We start from the raw sequence: 16,834 nt of genomic DNA, 5'->3' as shown, positions 1-16,834 counted from the left end.
GCGATGACTGCCGTATGCGCAGTCGGCGTCGCCGTGCTGCTCGTCATCGCGGGCCTGCTCGCGGGTGTCGCCTGGGAGAACCACCGCGCCGAGGCACGCTCTCACGAACCACGGCCCGTCGATGTCGGGTTCGCGCAGGACATGAGCGTCCACCACGATCAGGCGATACTGATGGCGCAGACACTGGCCCGCGACGTCGCACCAGAGGTCCGCGGACTCGCCGATCGGATCGTGGCGACGCAGACCGCCGAGGCGGCGACCATGCGCGGCTGGCTCGACTGGTTCGGTGAGCCGCTGACGTCCAGCGAGCCGATGTCGTGGATGCATCCGTCCGAGCACGATGACCACGGCCCGACGCCACAGGTGGACGACAACACACCTCCGATGCCGGGTTTCGCGAGCTCCGACGATCTCGCGCGCCTCGCCTCCGCTCACGGCGTGGACGCCGAGGTCTGGTTTCTCCAGCTGATGATCCGACACCACGAGGGAGGCGTTGAGATGGCGACCGCAGCACAGAACTCGGACGAGGCGTCGGGTGCCACCCGACGCCTGGCACTCGCCATGATCACCGAACAGGGCGACGAGATCGGCCAGATGACCCTGATGCTGAAGGCGCGGGACGCCGAGCCCCTTCCGCCCGCGTGATGTACTGATCGCATGTCGATCCGGAGCACCCTCGCACGTCTGCCGTTCGGGATGGGAACGGTGGCCGCGGTCGGCGCCGTGGCCCTGGTCGCGACGGCAGGCGTCGTGCTGATGCCAGGCGACTCCGTGTCGTCGGACGACGCCGCGCACGGTGTGCTCGAGGAGTACACGTCGGCCCCGACCGAACAGTGGACTCTCGACGACACGTCGCTGCCCGGCCTCACCGGCGACGGAGACGTCACCATCGCCGACGTCCACCGCGGGGACTGGCTCGTGTCGTACACCGCGGGCATCCGGCGCCAGTATGTGCTGGTCGACGCGAACACCGGGTCGCTTCGATGGGACGCGCCGGTCAACGCGGGCTTCGGTGCGTGCGCGTTCAACACTGCCGGACAGGTGGGCTGCGCCGTCCGCACCCGCACCGACGGGCCGGACAACGGCTTCTACCTCGTCTCCGACTCCGGGTCCCTCGAACGCCAGACCAACGAGTCCGACACGTCGGCGCTTGTCGGCCTCGCAACCGACTTCGTGCACGTCAACAGCACTCGCTACCAGGTGTCACGTCGCACGATCGACGGCGAGGTCCGGTGGAGTCGGACGTTCGCGTCGGCGGCGACCCCGTCGTACACCGACGGCGTGCTGGTCGTCCAGAACACCGACGGCAGCGCACAGGTCCTCGATCCCCTGACCGGCGACGACGTCCTCGCCTGCCGGACGTGCACGGTGCAGACCTACCCGACGGGAGTGCTCGTCTCCCACGACCCGCTCGGACGAGCGTCCGTCGACTTCCACCCCGTGGTGAACGGTGTCGTCGACGCCGATTCCGTACACACCGCGCGAAGCCAGTCGCTCGTGTCCGGACCGTCCACGCTGCCGGTGCTCGGCGCGGCAGGCGATCAGTCCATGGAGACTCACGGCCGCTACCAGGTCGTCGACCCGGCGACCGGCGACGCCCTGTGGCAGGTGAACGACAAGGAACTGTCGAAGGTCCACACCCGCCCGTGCGGTCCACTCGTCACCGTCGCCCGCAAGGACCGCTCACGCGTGTTCCTGTCGCTCGCGGAGGGAACCGTGATCGGTGAGCTTCCACCTCCGGCATTCGGCGACCCGTCCGCGGACATCGACAAACTCGCCTGCGTCGGGGCGTCCGACGACATCGCCGTCTTCACCGACGGCAACCAGCTCACCGCGTATCGCCCGTCGACCGGCTCAGTGGCGTGGACCTACCCCATCGGCGGCGCCGCATACGACATCGACGGTCGGATCGCCCTCCAACAGGGCTCCACCCTGACCGTCCTCGCGCCATAGGAGAATCAGCGCAGCGCTGCCCCGATGACCTCGGCGAACGTGGTTCCGGCAGCACCGCGAAGGTCCGCGAGGTCCGTGGACTCCGAGTCGAGCGCACCCTGTGCGGCTCCGCCGTCGGAGTCGGAGAACACGTGCGCCGCACCCTCCGGCAGGCCCGCCTGAATGAGGGCGGCGGAGTAGTCGGCGACCGGAAGGTCCTGGTACACGACATCCGTGCCCGACACCGCGGCGAAGGTGGCGGCGATGTCCGCGTAGGTCAGGTGCTCAGCCCCTGCGAGTTCATAGACCGACCCGGCCGCCGAGCCGATGAGTGCCGCCGCAGCGGCGTCGGCGTAGTCGGCGCGTGCCGCAGGCGCGACCGTCGCTGCCCCGGCCGATCCGTAGAAGACGCCGCCGTCGATCGCGGCCTGCGCCGAGGCAGCGTAATTCTCGGAGTACCAGCCGTTGCGGAGCAGGATCACGTCGAGGCCGCTGTCGGCTAGCAGTTTCTCGGTCTCCCGATGCTCGGCCGCCAGCATCAGCGGCGAGGTCGGCGCGCCCAGCAGGCTCGTGTAGGCGACCAGACCGACACCGGCGTTCTTCGCGGCCTCGATCACGTTGGTGTGCTGTGCGGTACGACGCCCCACCTCTGATCCGGACACGAACAACAGCTTGTCGACGCCTGCGAGTGCACCCGCGAGGGTCTCCGGCTTCTCGTAGTCTCCGGTGCGGACCACGACACCCGACTCGGCGAGCGTTCCCGCTTTCGTGGTGTCCCGCACGATCGCGACGATGTCGGAGGCCGCCACGCCTCGTCGGATGAGCGCGGCCACTGCCGCCCCACCGAGTCCACCAGTTGCTCCGGTCACTGCGTACGTCGTCATGGTTTCCCCTTTGAGAGTTCTCGTCCGGCGATCGACTGATCGCTACCCCACGATCATGCACTTACTTTTCGTACAGTGCAACACCAGAAGTCAGCACCAGCACTCTCGTGGGGCTAGAATGTGAGGCATGACCGAGAACCCGACTGCCTCCGACGTCGACCCGACGCTGGAGGCCGACGTGTTCTCACGCAACTGTTCGTCGCGCGCCGTTCTGCAGAACGCCACGAGCCGATGGGGTCTGCTCGCCCTTGTCGCGCTGCGCGACGGCGACCTCCGGTTCAGCGCCCTGCGTCGCCGCGTCGACGGGGTCAGTGAGCGCATGCTGTCCCAGACCCTGCAGTCGCTCGAACGCGACGGATTCGTCAATCGGGAAGTGCTGCAGGCGATCCCGCCACGCGTCGAGTACTCGCTGACGGAGCTCGGAGCCGCAGCGGCCGAGCGGCTGGCGGACCTTATCGACCTCGTCGAAGGGCACATCGCCGAGGTTCACGAGTCCCAGGAAGCACACGACGCGCGACGCAACGGCTGAGTCAGTCCGCGAGTTCGGTCCCCGGGTCGTCGACCCGGATCCGGTCGGGCAGAAAGCCGTGACCCGCGCCCCAGATGACGGCCTGCGCGCGCGTCGAGACGCCGATGCGCCGGTACCCGCTGCGGATGTACGTCTTCACGGAATTGATCGACAAGCCGGCCCGTTCCGCGATCTCCACATTGCTCAACCCCTGAGTGATCAACGCGAGAACTTCCGATTCACGCTGGGTCAGCCCCTCCTCGCGACCCGGCCAGTCGCCTGCCGCGACCTTCGTGCGGGAGCCTCCGAGGTGGATCGTCTCCGTCCCGTCGTGGACCGCGCGGAGCGCGGCGACCAGCTTCGCGGCCGGCAACCCTTTCGCGATGTATCCACCCGCACCGTTCGCGAGCGCGGAGCGCACCAGACGACTCTCGACGTTCCATGAATAGACCACAACGCGTCCGACCGCCGGGTTCGCGGCCAGTTCACGAACCTGATCCTTGTCACCCTGCGGATTGGCGAAAGAGTCGTACAGCGCTATGTCGACCCTGTCGTCGACTGTCGTGTTCGCGTTCAGCTCGACGATCTCGACATCGTCGCCATAGGCGCGCAGCATCGCGGCGAGACCACGCACGACGACTTCGTAATCGTCGACGATCGCAATTCGAATCGCATTCACGTGCCACACAATACTCAGTCGAATCTTTCACCCCTGGGGGTGAAGACAAGCGCCATTCATTCTCCGTAATGTTCGGTCCAGCGCCGAGAAGGAGGATCTCGGCGCACTGTGCGCTCACTCGAGGAGTGCGAACAGTCGACGCGTCACAGGAGGTCGGGCGGAGTCCCGACCGGGTCGTGCACCATCACGAGAAGGACTGCGATGACGGCGGCCTTGGGTCTTGCGATCGGTTGGGGCGCCGTGGGAGGCGCCGTCGGGTGGCTTGCCGGCCGACTACTCCAGGAGTCGACTCACCGAGACCGGCGAGCATACCTGCTGGTGGGGGCGACGGGCGGAGTGTCCGGCGGTTCTGTCATCCGCACGATCGGCGTCGACGCCGCCGAAGGGGGATGGCTGTTCAGCATCCTCGGGGCCCTCGCCGGAGGGTGCGCCCTGCTGCTCGCAGCCGGCCTGTGCGCGGCGATCGTTCGCAGTGGAACGGAAGTCGACTCCACTCGCACTGATGACAATCGATCCATCACGAAAGAGGAATGATCAATGGGCATCAACGACAAATTCGAGAACAAGGCCGAGGAACTGAAGGGCCGCGCGAAAGAGGCCGCAGGCGCCGCGACCGGAGACGACGATCTGAAGAACGAGGGAAAGGCCGATCAGGCCTCGTCGGCCGTCAAGAAGGGCATCGAAGAGGTCAAGGACAAGGCCAATGAGGTGATCGGAAAGATCACCGGTTCCTGACTTTCATCTGCCACGATGGGCCTCGATCACAGATCGGGGCCCATCGTCTGTTTTCAGCGCAGGAACGCTGCCAGTGCGGCGGAGTACATGGCTACGTCGTCGGCGCCCATGAGTTCACGACAACTGTGCATGGCGAGCTGCGGCGCGCCCACGTCGACGGTCAGCAGACCGGTGCGGGTCGCGGTCAGCGGACCGATCGTCGAACCGCACGGCAGGTCGGCTCGATGGATGTACCGCTGCAACGGGACTCCGGCGTCGCGGCACGCCAGCGCGAACTCGGCCTCGCCGATCGCGTCCGACGCGTACCGCAGGTTCTGATTCACCTTCAGCACCGGGCCGCCGTTCACCGCGATATGGTGACTCGGCTCGTGCCGCTCGGAGTAGTTGGGATGGGTGGCGTGGGCCATGTCGCCCGATGCGCAGATGCTCGACGCCATGATCCGCAGGAACTCGTCGCGGTCGCCGCCGAGCCCGCCGACGATCCGTTCGCAGACGGTGACCAGGAAGTCGGACGACGCTCCACGTTCGGACCCCGACCCGACTTCTTCGTGGTCGAAGAGAGCGAGCATCGCGATCCCGCGCGGCTGTCCGTCCTCGCCTCCCGAGCGCAGTCGAGGGACATCCAGCAACGCCCGGAGACCGGCGTAGCAGGTCCCCTGATTGTCCAGGCGCGGCGCGCTGAGGAGGTCACCCGCAGATCCGATGATGCGTGACGGCGTGACGTCGTGGGTCATCAGCTCCCAGCCGAGGACCGCGTCGGGGTCGACACCTGCCCGGTCGGCGACGTATTCGAGCAGCGGTTGAGACTCTCCGACTCCGCGGATCCCGTCGACATGACGCTGCGGGTCGAGATGAACGCCCTTCCGGTCGTCGGACAGGTGGATCGCGAGCTGCGGCACGCGCAGCACGGGTTCGTCGATGCGGACCAACGTGTGCGCCACGCGGCCGCCGTCGTTGTACGCGAGTCGGCCCGAGAGGCCGAGGTCCCGGTCGAGCCACGAGTTGAGCCAGGCGCCGCCGTACGGTTCGAGCGCCACCGTCGACAGGCCGGCGGCCGTTCGGTCCGGGTTCTGCTTGACCCGCAGGTTCGGACTGTCCGTGTGGCCGCCGACGATGCGGAATGGTTGCGGCGCATACGAACTGAGTCCTTCCAGCACCGACGCGTCCCACGCGATGATCGAGCCGCCGCGGATCACATAGCCGCGGACTGTCGTCGACCAGGGGCGATCCTCGAACACGCGCACGTAGCCCGCGGCATCGAGTTCCGCGGCGACCGTGGCACAGACATGAAACGGCGACGGCGAGGCGTCGATGAAGTCACCGAGCCCCGCCGCCGTCGCAGACGTGTTCACCGCCATCAGACTGCCGACAGCACCGAGTCCAGCGCCGAGTAGAACAGGCCGAGACCGTCGTCGGACGGGCCAGTCAAAGCCTCGGTCGCGTGCTCCGGGTGCGGCATCAGACCGACGACGCGGCCGTTGGCACTCGAGATGCCTGCGATGTCGAGTTGGGAGCCGTTCGGGTTGTCGCCCGCGTACGTGAACGCGATGCGACCTTCGCCCTTGAGCTCTTCGAGCGTCTCGTCGGACGCGACGTAGCGGCCTTCACCCGACTTGAGCGGGATCAGGATCTCGGCGCCGACCTCGTAACGGCTAGTCCAGGCGGTCGTGTTCGACTCGACGCGCAGCCACTCGTCGCGACAGATGAAGTGCAGACCCTCGTTGCGGATCAGCGCGCCCGGCAGCAGTCCGGCCTCGCAGATGATCTGGAAGCCGTTGCAGATGCCGAGTACGGGCATGCCTCCCTCGGCGGCCTTGACGACCTCGCCCATGACCGGCGCGAACTTCGCGATGGCGCCTGCACGCAGGTAGTCGCCGTACGAGAAGCCGCCGGGCACGACGATCGCGTCGACGCCCTTCAGGTCGGCGTCGCCGTGCCAGAGGGACACGGCTTCGCCGCCTGCTGCGGTCACGGCGCGTGCGGCGTCGACGTCGTCGAGGGTTCCGGGGAACGTGATGACTCCGATGCGGGCGGTCATGCTCACTCCGCCACGCGCGACACGTTGAAGTTCTCGATGACCGTGTTGGTCAGGAGCTCTTCCGCGATGCGCTCGAGCGCAGCGTCGTCGACGGTGCCGTCGACTTCGAGTTCGAACCGCTTGCCCTGCCGGACGTCGGCGATTCCGGAGAATCCGAGACGGCCCAGAGCACCGACGATGGCCTGTCCCTGCGGATCCAGAATCTCGGCCTTGGGCATCACATCGACAACTACACGCGCCATCGCGGCATCGCTCCTTCTGTGGTGAAGTCCTTCGGACGTATCCTACCTGCCGTGACGGCGGCGTCGTGCCACCGGTTAAGCCGCTACAGCGCGGCTTCGATCGCGGCGATCACCTCGGGTGCGTCGGGTTCGGTGCGGGGCCGAAAACGCGCGATCACGCCACCGTCGGATCCGACGAGGAACTTCTCGAAGTTCCACTGGATGTCGCCTGCCTCTCCGTCTGCGTCGGCCGTCTGGGTGAGCACGTCGTAGAGAGGATGGCGATCGTCGCCGTTCACGTCGGCCTTCTCGAGCAGCGGAAAACTGACTCCGTACGTCGTGGAGCAGAATGTCGCGATCTCTTCGGCGGTGCCGGGTTCCTGGCCCATGAACTGGTTGCACGGCATGCCGACGACGGTCAGGCCGCGTGGACCGTACGTCTCCTGCAGCTTCTCCAGGCCTGCGTACTGCGGGGTGAGGCCGCACTTGGAGGCGACGTTGACCACGAGGAGCGGCCCTTCGAAGGAGGAGAGGTCGAGGGCCGACCCGTCCAGGGCGGCAACGGGCACGGTTTTCACAGAGTGACTCATGTCGCTCAGCGTAGTGGTCGGTGAGCAACCTCACCACTAATTGTGTTGCAGCAATAGTTGCGTGGACGTAACTTAATTCAGTGCCTTCAATCGAACGAGTCGACGAATCCGTCCGCAGCACCTCCGCGGTGCTCCGGACGTTTCTGGAGCACCTCGCCGAGATGCACGGACGGTGCACCGCGGACACCATCGCGACCACGGAGCTCACGCTCTCGCAGGTCAGGATGCTGCTCGTACTACGCCAGAAGTGCGAAGCGATCTCAGTGAACTGCCTCGCCGACGAGGTGGGCCTGTCGCTCGCCGCGGCCGGACGAGGCGTCGACCGACTGGTCGGCATCGAACTCGTCGATCGCCGCGAGGACGCCACTGACCGGAGGGTCAAGCGCCTCTCGCTGACCGACAAGGGCACCGAACTTCTCGACAAGCAGTTCGCACTCAAGGACGACGACCTGAAAGACATGGTCACGCGCCTGCCAACCGAAGTCCGGGCCCGTCTGCACGACGCCCTGTCCGACGCTCTGATCCATCTCTCACCAGAGAAAGTGACCTCATGACCTCACCTGCTTCGGCGTCCGCGCCGGACAAGCTCGGCCGCGACGTCTTCGTCGTCGCCGGCGTCATCGTGCTCGGCGCGATCATGTCGATTCTCGACGTGACCGTCGTCTCGGTCGCGCAGCCCACGTTCATCACCGAGTTCGGCACCACGTCGGCAGGCGCCGCGTGGTCGATGACCGGCTACACGCTGGCACTCGCCGCCGTCATCCCCACCGCCAGCTGGGCCGCGTCCCGCTTCGGCACCAAGCGCGTCTACATGGCATCGCTCGTCCTGTTCCTCATCGGATCGATTCTCTGTGCGCTCGCCTGGAACATCGGCTCGCTCGTCGCGTTCCGTGTGATCCAGGGCTTCGGCGGCGGTCTGCTCATGCCCATCGGCATGATGATCATGACTCGCGCCGCAGGTCCGGAGCGTGTCGGCTCGGTCATGGCCGTGCTCGGCATCCCGATGCTGCTCGGCCCGATCATGGGCCCGATCCTCGGCGGCTGGCTCATCGAGATCGCGTCGTGGCACTGGGTGTTCCTGATCAACATCCCGATCGGCATCATCGCCCTCGTCTACGCATGGTTCGCGCTGCCGGCCAACGACCAGGAGCCGGGTAAGAAGATCGACGTCCCGGGCCTGCTCATGCTGTCGCCGGGTCTGGCACTGTTCCTGTTCGGCGTCTCGTCGAGCGCCGAGGAGCGCACGTTCAACGCACCGCGCGTCTACATCCCGATGATCATCGGCGCGATCCTGATCGCACTGTTCATCCGGCACGCGTTCCGCACGACCAACCCGCTGCTCGATCTCCGACTCTTCCGGAACTCGACGCTGCGGATCTCCGTCATCACGATGTCGCTGTTCGCGGTCGCCTTCTTCGGCGCATCGCTGCTGTACCCGCAGTACTTCATCATCGTGCGCGGCGAGTCCACCCTGATGGCCGGACTGCTGCTCGCGCCCCAGGGTCTCGGCGCGATGCTGACCATGCCGATCGCGGGCAAGATGACCGACAAGATCGGTCCCGGCAAGTTCGTTCTCGGCGGCCTGTTCCTGATCGGAATCGGCGTCGCCGCGTTCATCACGCTCGGCACCGACACGTCGTACTGGTTCCTGTGCGCCGCCCTGTTCATCCAGGGTCTCGGCATGGGCATGACGATGATGCCGATCATGTCCGCCGCGCTGGCCACCCTGCGCGGCTCGGAGATCGCCGACGGCTCGACGCTGATGAACGCCATCCAGCAGACTGCTTCGTCGATCGGCACCGGCGTCATCACCGTCATCTTCACGACCATGCTGATGCCGCTGTCGCAGGCGGTCATGCAGGCCGGCGGCGACAAGGCGAAGGTCGGCGAGGCGATGGTCGCGAACGGCGTCGACGTCAAGGATCCGGCAGCGGTCGCCGATGCAGGCGGCAGTGTCATCTCGGACATCGCGTCCACTTATGGCGACACGTTCATCGTGGCCACGGTGCTCGTCGCTCTGACGCTGATCCCGGCGTTCTTCCTCCCCCGCCGCAAGCTGGTGGCAGAGGGCTCGGACAACGAGCAGAAGGTCCCCGTCGCGATGCACTGATCGCACCGGGCTTTCAAAACTTCGGCACTCTCCGCCGCGCTGTGCGCGGCAGGGAGTGCCGAAGTCGTTCCGGCGGAAATGGTGTTGCCCGAGAGTTGCAGCCGGGATAGACATGAGTGTCCGTATCCGCACTATTCAGGGGAATGTTCTCCGGTGATCCTGACCATCTCGACAACGCATCAGCCCGCCACCGACCTCGGGTTCCTCCTGCACAAGCACCCGGATAGGGTTCAGCGGTTCTCGGAATCGTTCGGTTCGGCGACTGTCTTCTACCCGGATGCCGATGAAGATCGCTGCACGGTGGCCTTGATGCTGGACGTCGATCCCATCGCGTTGGCTCGTTCACGCGGTCGGCGATCACCTGATTTCACTCTTGCGCAGTACGTGAACGACCGACCGTACGCCGCGACGTCGCTCCTCGCGGTCGCGCTCGGCCGTGTCTTCCGCACCGCCCGGACGGGGCGCTGCGATTCGCGGCAAGCACTCGCCGACTCGGTGATCCCGCTCGAGATCACGGTCCCTGTACTCCCCTGCCGTGGAGGGCCGGACTTCGCGCGAAGGATCTTCTCGCCGCTGGGCTGGGAGGTCGACGCCGACCCGATCGCTCTCGATCCCGCGTTTCCGGATTGGGGAGACTCGAAGTACATCCGCCTGCAGTTGAAGGGTCACGTCCGGCTCGCGGATGCAGTGAATCAGCTGTACGTGCTGCTGCCCGCGTTCGACTCGTCGAAGCACTACTGGCAGGACTCGACCGAGGTCGACAAACTCCTGAGCGCCGGAGGCGATTGGCTCGCATCCCACCCTGCGCGCGACACGATCGTCTCCCGGTATCTGGCCCGCACCGGCGGACTCACCGGCATCGCACGCGCGCGCCTCGCCGAGCTCGACGGCGCCCCAGACGAGCCCGCGGACGATCTGCCCGTGGCTCCGCGCTCGGTTCCGCTCAACATGCGGCGGCACGAAGCGGTGCTCGCGGAGATCGATCGCCTCCGGCCCGACTCCGTGATCGACTTCGGTTGCGGGTCCGGGCGGCTCCTGTCGAAGATTCTGCGGACGAACGTCTCGCGCGTCGCCGGCTGTGATGTGTCCACACGCGAACTCGCCCGAGCGGCCGAGCACTTGCACGTGGAGAACATGACCGAGCGCCAGTCCGCGCGCCTGAACCTCTTCCAGGCCGCGCTGACCTACGTCGACGAGAGGTTCGCCGGGTACGACGTCGCCGTCCTCATGGAGGTGATCGAGCACCTCGACGTCCCCCGACTCGGCGCTCTCGAACATGTCGTCTTCGGCGTCGCCCGACCCGGTGCGGTCCTCGTGACCACCCCCAATGTCGAGTACAACGCCCGCTACGAAGATCTTGTCGGCGCCCGCCATCCGGATCACCGGTTCGAGTGGTCGCGCGCGGAGTTCTCGGCGTGGGCCGACCGCGTCGCGGCCGACAACGGCTACCGGGTCGACTACCGCGGGATCGGCGACACCGACCCCGCTCTTGGATCCCCTACTCAGATGGCGGTGTTCACTCGTGACTGACGTTTCCGACCCGACGGTGATCGGTGTGCCGATCGCGGGTCTTGTGCTGCTCGTCGGCACGTCAGGATCCGGCAAGAGCACGTTCGCCGCCCGGCACTTCCTCCCCACCGAGGTCGTGTCGAGCGACGTCTGCCGAGGCCTGGTCTCCGACGACGAGAACGATCTGGCCGCGACGGCCGACGCATTCGATCTGCTGCATCACCTCGTCGGCATCCGGCTCCGCCGCGGTCTGCTCACCGTCGTCGACGCGACCAACACCCAGCCCAAGTCACGGGCGTCGTTGATCCGCCTCGCACGCGACCACGACGTCCTGGTGGACGCGGTGGTCCTCGACGTTCCGGAGTCTGTCGCGGTGGCCCGCAACGATGCACGGTCCGACCGTGATTTCGGCGCACATGTGATCCGACGCCAGAGGGCCGACCTCAAGCGATCGCTGTCCAAGATGCGGAAGGAGGGATTCCGTAGAGTCCACCAGTTGCGCGGGGTCGAGGAGATCGACAACGTGAGCATCCGGCGTGACCGCCCGTGGAACGACCGATCGGACCTGACAGGTCCTTTCGACGTGATCGGAGACGTCCACGGGTGTGCTTCCGAACTCGTGTCGCTGCTCACGACTCTCGGCTGGGTTGTCGAGCACACCGACGGCATCGCTGTCGGCGCTCACCACCCGGAAGGCCGTACGGCGGTCTTCGTGGGCGACCTCGTCGACCGTGGCCCCGACACTCCGGGTGTGCTTCGACTTGTCATGGCGATGATCGACGCGGGGGCCGCACTGTGCGTCGCGGGCAATCACGACGACAAGCTCGCTCGTGCGCTTCGCGGACGAAAGGTGACGGTCTCGCACGGCCTCGCCGAGTCTCTTACACAGCTCGACGCCGAGACCGACGGCTTCCGCACGATGTGCGCCGAATTCCTCGACGGACTGATCAGCCACTTCGTTCTCGACGGCGGCCGTCTTGTCGTCGCTCATGCGGGACTGAAGGAGGCCTACCACGGGCGGTCGTCCCGACGGGTACGCGCTTTTGCACTGTACGGCGACACGTCTGGCGAGACGGATGAGTTCGGCCTTCCGGTTCGCTACCCGTGGGCCGACGAGTACCGCGGCTCGGCCACCGTCGTCTACGGGCACACGCCCACCCCGGCTCCGGAGTGGGTCAACAACACGATCTGCATAGACACCGGCGCAGTGTTCGGCGGTTCGCTGACCGCGCTGCGCTACCCGGAGCGAGATCTGGTGTCCGTCTCTGCCGACCGCGAGTGGTATCCACCGTCGCGGCCGCCGGCACCGGTGGAGCCTCCTCGGGATCCCGCGGTGCTTCGTGTCGACGACGTCGCGGGTACCCGCTGGGTCGAGAGCCCGCGCGTGGGCAAGATCAAGATCCCACAGGAGAACGCCGCTGCGGCGTTGGAGGTGATGAGCCGCTTCGCTGTGGACCCCAGGTGGCTGGTGTATCTGCCGCCGACGATGTCACCCGCGGCCACGTCGACGATCGACGGCTTCCTCGAGCATCCACAGCAGGCGTTCGACGACTACCTCGGGTGGGGTGTGCAGCGCGTGGTCTGCGAGGAGAAGCACATGGGTTCGCGCGCCATCGCAGTGATAGCTCGAGATCCCGCGGTGGCGGCCCGACGTTTCGGGGTCACCGACGGCAGCTCCGGCGCCGTGTACACGCGGACGGGTCGTTCGTTCTTCGATGACACCTCGGCGCTGGTCGACGAGTTGCGTGATGCTGTCGCGCCGCTGTTCAGTTCGCTGGAGTCCGACTGGTTGGTCCTCGACTGCGAGGTGCTTCCGTGGTCGGCGAAGGCTCTCGGGTTGATCACCTCGCAGTACGCGTCGGTGGGAGCTGCGGCGACCAACGCACTGCCCGCTGTCGGTGATCTGCTCGGTCGAGCGGCCGCTCGAGGTCTCGACGTCGCGGAACCGACCGAACGGGTCTCGACGCGCCTCGACAACGCGCGGGCGTTTCGTGACGCCTACGCCGCATACTGCGAGTCCGGCGAGCAGACGATCCGCGTCGCGCCCTTCCAGATCCTCGCCGCCGACGGCCGCCTGCTCGCCGAGACTCAGTCACACGAGTGGCACATGGCCGAGCTGGGACGCCTCGATCATCCGTTGATCGTGCCGACGCGCCACCGGACCGTCGACCTCACGTCGCAATCCGACCGTGAGGAGGCCGTGCGGTGGTGGACGGAGCTGACGAGCGCCGGAGGCGAGGGCATGGTGGTCAAACCCGCCGATCTCGTGTCGCCGAGGGTGCAGCCGGGACTGAAGGTCCGTGGTCGGGAGTACCTGCGGATCATCTACGGCCCGGACTACACCGATTCGCTCGACGTGCTGCGATCGCGTGGGCTCGGCCGGAAGCGTTCACTGGCGACCCGCGAGCACGGACTCGGGTTGGACGCGTTGAGCGCGTTCGTCGACGGACGTCCCCTGTGGGAGGTCCATCAGAACGTGTTCGGTGTCCTCGCCTTGGAGTCTGAGCCGGTCGATCCACGGCTGTGACGAACGTCGGCACTCTCCGCCGCGCTATGCGCGGCGGAGAGTGCCGACGTTGTTTGAGAGGTCAGACTGCGCCGGAGGCCCGCAGGATCCAGGAGTGCTCGAAGGCGATCTCCGCCCACTGCTTGTACCGCCCGGTCACACCGCCGTGGCCTGCGGACATCTCGGTCTTGAGCAGAATCGGGCGGTCGGAGGTGGTCGCGGCCTGCAGCGCGGCGACCCATTTCGCGGCCTCGGTGTAGAGCACGCGGGTGTCGTTGAACGACGCGAGCGCCAGGACCGCGGGATAGGCGCGGGGCGCCACGTTCTCGTACGGCGAGTACTGCTTCATGTAGGCGTACACGTCGGGGTCGTGGAACGGATCGCCCCACTCGTCCCACTCGGTGACCGTCAACGGAAGCTCCGGGTCGAGCATCGACGTCAGGGCGTCGACGAACGGCACAGCGGCGAGCACACCGGTGAACAACTCCGGCGCCATGTTCATCACCGCGCCCATGAGCAGTCCGCCCGCCGATCCGCCGTCGGCGACGAGACGCTCCGCCGAGGTACGTCCCGAGTCGATCAGGTGCCGCGCGACGGCGATGTAGTCGGTGAAGGTGTTCTGCTTGTGTTGCAGCCTCCCGTTCTCGTACCACTTCCGGCCCAGCTCACCACCGCCCCGGACGTGCGCATACGCGAGGACGACACCGCGGTCCAGCAGCGACAGCCGCGGAATGGAGAAGCCCGGATCCATCGACATCTCGTAGGCGCCGTACCCGACGAGCAGCACCGGCGCCGGGCCGTCGGCGAGGTCGCGGCGTCGGACCAAGGACACCGGAACCCGGGTCCCGTCGTCGGCGATCGCCCAGTCGCGGGTCGCGACGTACTCGGACGGGTCGTAGTCGCCGAGCACCGTCTGCCTGCGCAGAAGTGTCCGCTCACCGGTCGCGACGTTCAGGTCGAGAGCCTCGACAGGGTCGACGAAGCTCGAGTACACCAGACGCAGGCGCGGTGTGGTCCACTCCGGATTCGATCCGAGCGCGGGTGCGGACAGCTCCTGGTCGAAGACGATCTCGTGGAAGTCGTCAACAGTCGGGATGCCGTCCACGGCCCGCAGGTCGGCGACGGCCAAGCGGGGGACGGCACCGGAGCGGTACGACAGCACGAGGTAGTCGCGGAAGCACTCGACGTCTTCGATGCGGCGGGACTGATCGTGCGGGACCAGAGTCCGGCGAGCCTCGATGTCGCCGACGGGAGCGATGTCGACGGCGTACTCGACTGACCTTCCGCCGGCGCCGTCATCACCGTTGTGGACGATCACGAAGTAGTCGTCGCCGTCGATGACGGCGTGGTCGACGCTGTACTCCACACCCGGCGTGCGTCCGGCGACGCTGACGAACTCACCTGTCGGGTCATCCGCTGGGAGGACGTAGACCTCCGACGTGACCTTCGAGTCCGCACCGATCATCAAGTAGGCGTCACTGGCGGTGGCTCCGACACCGACCCAGAAATGCTCGTCCGCCTCGTGGAAGACGAGGACGTCGTCAGTGCCCGCCCCGACTTCGTGGCGCCACACCTTGTCGGGACGCCACGACTCGTCGACGGTCAAGTAAAAGACGAAGCGTCCGTCCTTCGACCATGTCGCACTGCCCGCGGTTCCGGCGACGGCACCGGGCAGGTCCTCCCCGGTGTCCAGGTCGCGGACTCGCAGCGTGTAGCGCTCGTCGCCTTCGAGGTCGACGCTGTACGCGAGACGACGACCGTCGTGGCTCACCGAGACCGCGCCCGCACTGAAGAACTCGTGCCCCTGGGCCTCTGCGTCCATGTCGAAGTACACCTGCTCACCGGGGAGCGTCTTGTCTGCCGACACCTCGGGCGGCGTCCAGTCGTCGTCGCCGGAGATCGGGCATCGGCAGAACCGCGGGTAGGCGTGACCCTCGGTGGTCCGGGCGAAATACCAGTAGCCCTCGCTCCGAGTGGCCAGACCCATGTCTGTTTCCTTGGTGCGGGCCTTGATCTCGCCGAAGATCGACTCGCGAAGCTCCGCCAGGTCGGCGGTCTGGGCGTCGACGAACGCGTTCTGGCCGTCGAGGTACGAGATCACCTCGGGGTCGGACTTGTCGCCCAGCCATGCGTAATGGTCGACGAAGACGTCACCGTGGTGAACTCGTTCGCTCGGAACTCGTTTGGCGACGGGTGGGGTGACCTCAGACATCCAGGCGGTCCGGCCAGTCGGCGAAGGAGAGCGACGAGATGCGTTCGTAGGCCTCGATGTAGCGGGCACGGGTGCGCTCGACGATGTCGGAGGGCAGTGCCGGAGGCTCATCGCCCGATGCCTTGTCCCAACCGGAGTCGGGACCGGTGAGCCAGTTCCGCACGATCTGCTTGTCGAAGCTCGGCTGGACGCGTCCCGGCGCGTAGCCGTCGGCATCCCAGTAGCGCGACGAGTCGGGGGTGAGCACTTCGTCGGCGAGCACCAGCGATCCGTCCTCAGCCCGCCCGAACTCGAACTTGGTGTCGGCCAAGATGATTCCGCGTGCGGCGGCCAGTTCGGAGCCTCGGCGGTAGATGTCGAGGGTGGTGTCGCGAAGCAGTTCGGCGAGTTCGCGCCCAACGGTCTCCGCGACCTGGTCGATCGACACGTTCTCGTCGTGGTCACCGAGGTCCGCTTTGGTGGCGGGGGTGAAGATCGGCTCGGGGAGCTTGTCGGCCTCGCCCAGACCGGCGGGCAGTTCCACCCCGCACACGGATCCGGTCGCGGTGTAGTCGACGAGGCCGGATCCAGTGAGGTATCCGCGGGCGACGCACTCGACCGGCACCATCGGCAGCTTCTTCACGACCATGGACCGTCCGACCAACTCGGCCGGGATCCGCTCGTCGGTCGGCCCGCCCGCCAGATGGTTCGGGACGGCCAGTGCGTCGAACCAGAAGAAGCTGGCGGCCGTCAGGATCCGCCCCTTGTCCGGGATCGGCGTCGACAGGATGTAGTCGTAGGCCGAGATCCGGTCGGAGGTGACCAACAGCAGCGTCTGCTCGTCGATCTCGTAGATGTCGCGGACCTTGCCGGACGCGACGTGACGGTAGTCGGAGAGTGCGGGACGCATGTGAGTTGCTGAGACCTTCGA

The 16,834-nt window shown here is 66.8% G+C and carries 17 protein-coding genes; 9 read left to right on the top strand and 8 right to left on the bottom strand.

Going from position 1 to position 16,834, the window contains the following annotated elements:
* The first annotated feature begins 3 nt into the window (after positions 1 to 3).
* On the top strand, positions 4 to 645 hold the full coding sequence (locus GM1_RS10210; RefSeq protein WP_244874762.1) for a DUF305 domain-containing protein: 642 nt from the start codon (positions 4 to 6) through the stop codon (positions 643 to 645).
* A gap of 12 nt (positions 646 to 657) precedes the next feature.
* Positions 658 to 1,953 carry an outer membrane protein assembly factor BamB family protein gene (locus GM1_RS10205; RefSeq protein ID WP_008378539.1) on the top strand — a complete coding sequence of 432 codons (1,296 nt, stop codon included), beginning with the start codon at positions 658 to 660 and terminating at the stop codon, positions 1,951 to 1,953.
* Positions 1,954 to 1,958: 5 nt separating this feature from the next.
* Here GM1_RS10205 and GM1_RS10200 read toward each other — a convergent pair whose 3' ends face one another.
* Positions 1,959 to 2,816: an NAD(P)H-binding protein gene (locus GM1_RS10200; protein ID WP_008378538.1), complete on the bottom strand. Its 858-nt coding sequence runs from the start codon at positions 2,814 to 2,816 to the stop codon at positions 1,959 to 1,961.
* A 127-nt stretch (positions 2,817 to 2,943) separates the two neighbouring features.
* Here GM1_RS10200 and GM1_RS10195 point away from each other — a divergent pair, with 127 nt between their 5' ends.
* Complete coding sequence (locus GM1_RS10195; protein WP_008378537.1) at positions 2,944 to 3,345, top strand: winged helix-turn-helix transcriptional regulator; 402 nt, start codon at positions 2,944 to 2,946, stop codon at positions 3,343 to 3,345.
* A 1-nt stretch (position 3,346) separates the two neighbouring features.
* Here the strand turns inward: GM1_RS10195 and GM1_RS10190 are convergent, their stop codons facing one another.
* On the bottom strand, positions 3,347 to 4,003 hold the full coding sequence (locus GM1_RS10190; protein ID WP_040519823.1) for a helix-turn-helix transcriptional regulator: 657 nt from the start codon (positions 4,001 to 4,003) through the stop codon (positions 3,347 to 3,349).
* 201 nt (positions 4,004 to 4,204) lie between these two features.
* On the opposite strand from GM1_RS10190, the gene GM1_RS10185 reads away from it, so the two are divergent.
* Together GM1_RS10185 and GM1_RS10180 are read left to right on the top strand one after the other, a co-directional pair.
* The gene (locus GM1_RS10185) at positions 4,205 to 4,537 is read left to right on the top strand and encodes a hypothetical protein (protein WP_008378535.1); all 333 of its coding nucleotides are present in this window, start codon (positions 4,205 to 4,207) and stop codon (positions 4,535 to 4,537) included.
* A 3-nt stretch (positions 4,538 to 4,540) separates the two neighbouring features.
* On the top strand, positions 4,541 to 4,738 hold the full coding sequence (locus tag GM1_RS10180) for a CsbD family protein (RefSeq protein ID WP_008378533.1): 198 nt from the start codon (positions 4,541 to 4,543) through the stop codon (positions 4,736 to 4,738).
* Between the two features lie 53 nt (positions 4,739 to 4,791).
* Here GM1_RS10180 and GM1_RS10175 read toward each other — a convergent pair whose 3' ends face one another.
* The 4 genes from GM1_RS10175 to GM1_RS10160 form a co-directional block, all read right to left on the bottom strand.
* The gene (locus tag GM1_RS10175) at positions 4,792 to 6,096 is read right to left on the bottom strand and encodes a M18 family aminopeptidase (protein WP_008378532.1); all 1,305 of its coding nucleotides are present in this window, start codon (positions 6,094 to 6,096) and stop codon (positions 4,792 to 4,794) included.
* Positions 6,096 to 6,776: a phosphoribosylformylglycinamidine synthase subunit PurQ gene (gene purQ / locus GM1_RS10170; protein ID WP_008378530.1), complete on the bottom strand. Its 681-nt coding sequence runs from the start codon at positions 6,774 to 6,776 to the stop codon at positions 6,096 to 6,098. Before purQ ends, GM1_RS10175 begins: the two co-directional genes overlap by 1 nt.
* 2 nt (positions 6,777 to 6,778) lie before the next feature.
* Positions 6,779 to 7,018: a phosphoribosylformylglycinamidine synthase subunit PurS gene (gene purS / locus GM1_RS10165; protein ID WP_008378528.1), complete on the bottom strand. Its 240-nt coding sequence runs from the start codon at positions 7,016 to 7,018 to the stop codon at positions 6,779 to 6,781.
* Positions 7,019 to 7,101: 83 nt separating this feature from the next.
* Positions 7,102 to 7,587 (bottom strand): glutathione peroxidase, encoded by a 486-nt coding sequence (locus tag GM1_RS10160; protein WP_040519822.1) that lies wholly within the window; start codon positions 7,585 to 7,587, stop codon positions 7,102 to 7,104.
* An 80-nt stretch (positions 7,588 to 7,667) separates the two neighbouring features.
* Here GM1_RS10160 and GM1_RS10155 point away from each other — a divergent pair, with 80 nt between their 5' ends.
* The 4 genes from GM1_RS10155 (at position 7,668) to GM1_RS10140 (ending at position 13,733) form a co-directional block, all read left to right on the top strand.
* Positions 7,668 to 8,141 (top strand): MarR family winged helix-turn-helix transcriptional regulator, encoded by a 474-nt coding sequence (locus GM1_RS10155; RefSeq protein ID WP_008378522.1) that lies wholly within the window; start codon positions 7,668 to 7,670, stop codon positions 8,139 to 8,141.
* A complete protein-coding gene (locus GM1_RS10150) occupies positions 8,138 to 9,697 on the top strand; it encodes a DHA2 family efflux MFS transporter permease subunit (RefSeq protein WP_008378518.1) in 1,560 nt (519 codons plus the stop codon). The genes GM1_RS10155 and GM1_RS10150 overlap by 4 nt, the downstream gene beginning before the upstream one ends.
* 153 nt (positions 9,698 to 9,850) lie before the next feature.
* Entirely contained in the window at positions 9,851 to 11,227 is a 1,377-nt protein-coding gene (locus tag GM1_RS10145; protein ID WP_008378517.1) for a 3' terminal RNA ribose 2'-O-methyltransferase Hen1, read from the top strand.
* Positions 11,220 to 13,733 carry a polynucleotide kinase-phosphatase gene (locus GM1_RS10140; RefSeq protein WP_008378516.1) on the top strand — a complete coding sequence of 838 codons (2,514 nt, stop codon included), beginning with the start codon at positions 11,220 to 11,222 and terminating at the stop codon, positions 13,731 to 13,733. The genes GM1_RS10145 and GM1_RS10140 overlap by 8 nt, the downstream gene beginning before the upstream one ends.
* Before the next feature lie 61 nt (positions 13,734 to 13,794).
* On the opposite strand, the gene GM1_RS10135 is transcribed toward GM1_RS10140, so the two are convergent.
* Entirely contained in the window at positions 13,795 to 15,924 is a 2,130-nt protein-coding gene (locus tag GM1_RS10135; RefSeq protein ID WP_008378515.1) for a S9 family peptidase, read from the bottom strand.
* Positions 15,917 to 16,813: a phosphoribosylaminoimidazolesuccinocarboxamide synthase gene (locus GM1_RS10130; RefSeq protein ID WP_008378514.1), complete on the bottom strand. Its 897-nt coding sequence runs from the start codon at positions 16,811 to 16,813 to the stop codon at positions 15,917 to 15,919. Before GM1_RS10130 ends, GM1_RS10135 begins: the two co-directional genes overlap by 8 nt.
* Positions 16,814 to 16,834 lie beyond the last annotated feature (21 nt).

Origin of the sequence: Gordonia malaquae NBRC 108250, assembly GCF_000344135.1 — a bacterium.
Lineage (GTDB): Bacteria > Actinomycetota > Actinomycetes > Mycobacteriales > Mycobacteriaceae > Gordonia > Gordonia malaquae.
Note: the sequence above shows the minus strand (reverse complement) of the source record. Positions and strands in the feature narration are given on the sequence as shown.

What these genes read in the sequence shown, in the direction of transcription:
- GM1_RS10150 (WP_008378518.1), top strand. Translation starts at nt 8,138, where the DNA reads ATGACCTCACCTGCTTCGGCGTCCGCGCCGGACAAGCTCGGCCGCGAC.
- purS (WP_008378528.1), bottom strand. Translation starts at nt 7,018, where the DNA reads ATGGCGCGTGTAGTTGTCGATGTGATGCCCAAGGCCGAGATTCTGGAT.
- GM1_RS10185 (WP_008378535.1), top strand. Translation starts at nt 4,205, where the DNA reads ATGACGGCGGCCTTGGGTCTTGCGATCGGTTGGGGCGCCGTGGGAGGC.
- GM1_RS10135 (WP_008378515.1), bottom strand. Translation starts at nt 15,924, where the DNA reads ATGTCTGAGGTCACCCCACCCGTCGCCAAACGAGTTCCGAGCGAACGA.
- GM1_RS10130 (WP_008378514.1), bottom strand. Translation starts at nt 16,813, where the DNA reads ATGCGTCCCGCACTCTCCGACTACCGTCACGTCGCGTCCGGCAAGGTC.
- GM1_RS10195 (WP_008378537.1), top strand. Translation starts at nt 2,944, where the DNA reads ATGACCGAGAACCCGACTGCCTCCGACGTCGACCCGACGCTGGAGGCC.
- purQ (WP_008378530.1), bottom strand. Translation starts at nt 6,776, where the DNA reads ATGACCGCCCGCATCGGAGTCATCACGTTCCCCGGAACCCTCGACGAC.
- GM1_RS10205 (WP_008378539.1), top strand. Translation starts at nt 658, where the DNA reads ATGTCGATCCGGAGCACCCTCGCACGTCTGCCGTTCGGGATGGGAACG.
- GM1_RS10200 (WP_008378538.1), bottom strand. Translation starts at nt 2,816, where the DNA reads ATGACGACGTACGCAGTGACCGGAGCAACTGGTGGACTCGGTGGGGCG.
- GM1_RS10175 (WP_008378532.1), bottom strand. Translation starts at nt 6,096, where the DNA reads ATGGCGGTGAACACGTCTGCGACGGCGGCGGGGCTCGGTGACTTCATC.
- GM1_RS10210 (WP_244874762.1), top strand. Translation starts at nt 4, where the DNA reads ATGACTGCCGTATGCGCAGTCGGCGTCGCCGTGCTGCTCGTCATCGCG.
- GM1_RS10160 (WP_040519822.1), bottom strand. Translation starts at nt 7,587, where the DNA reads ATGAGTCACTCTGTGAAAACCGTGCCCGTTGCCGCCCTGGACGGGTCG.
- GM1_RS10180 (WP_008378533.1), top strand. Translation starts at nt 4,541, where the DNA reads ATGGGCATCAACGACAAATTCGAGAACAAGGCCGAGGAACTGAAGGGC.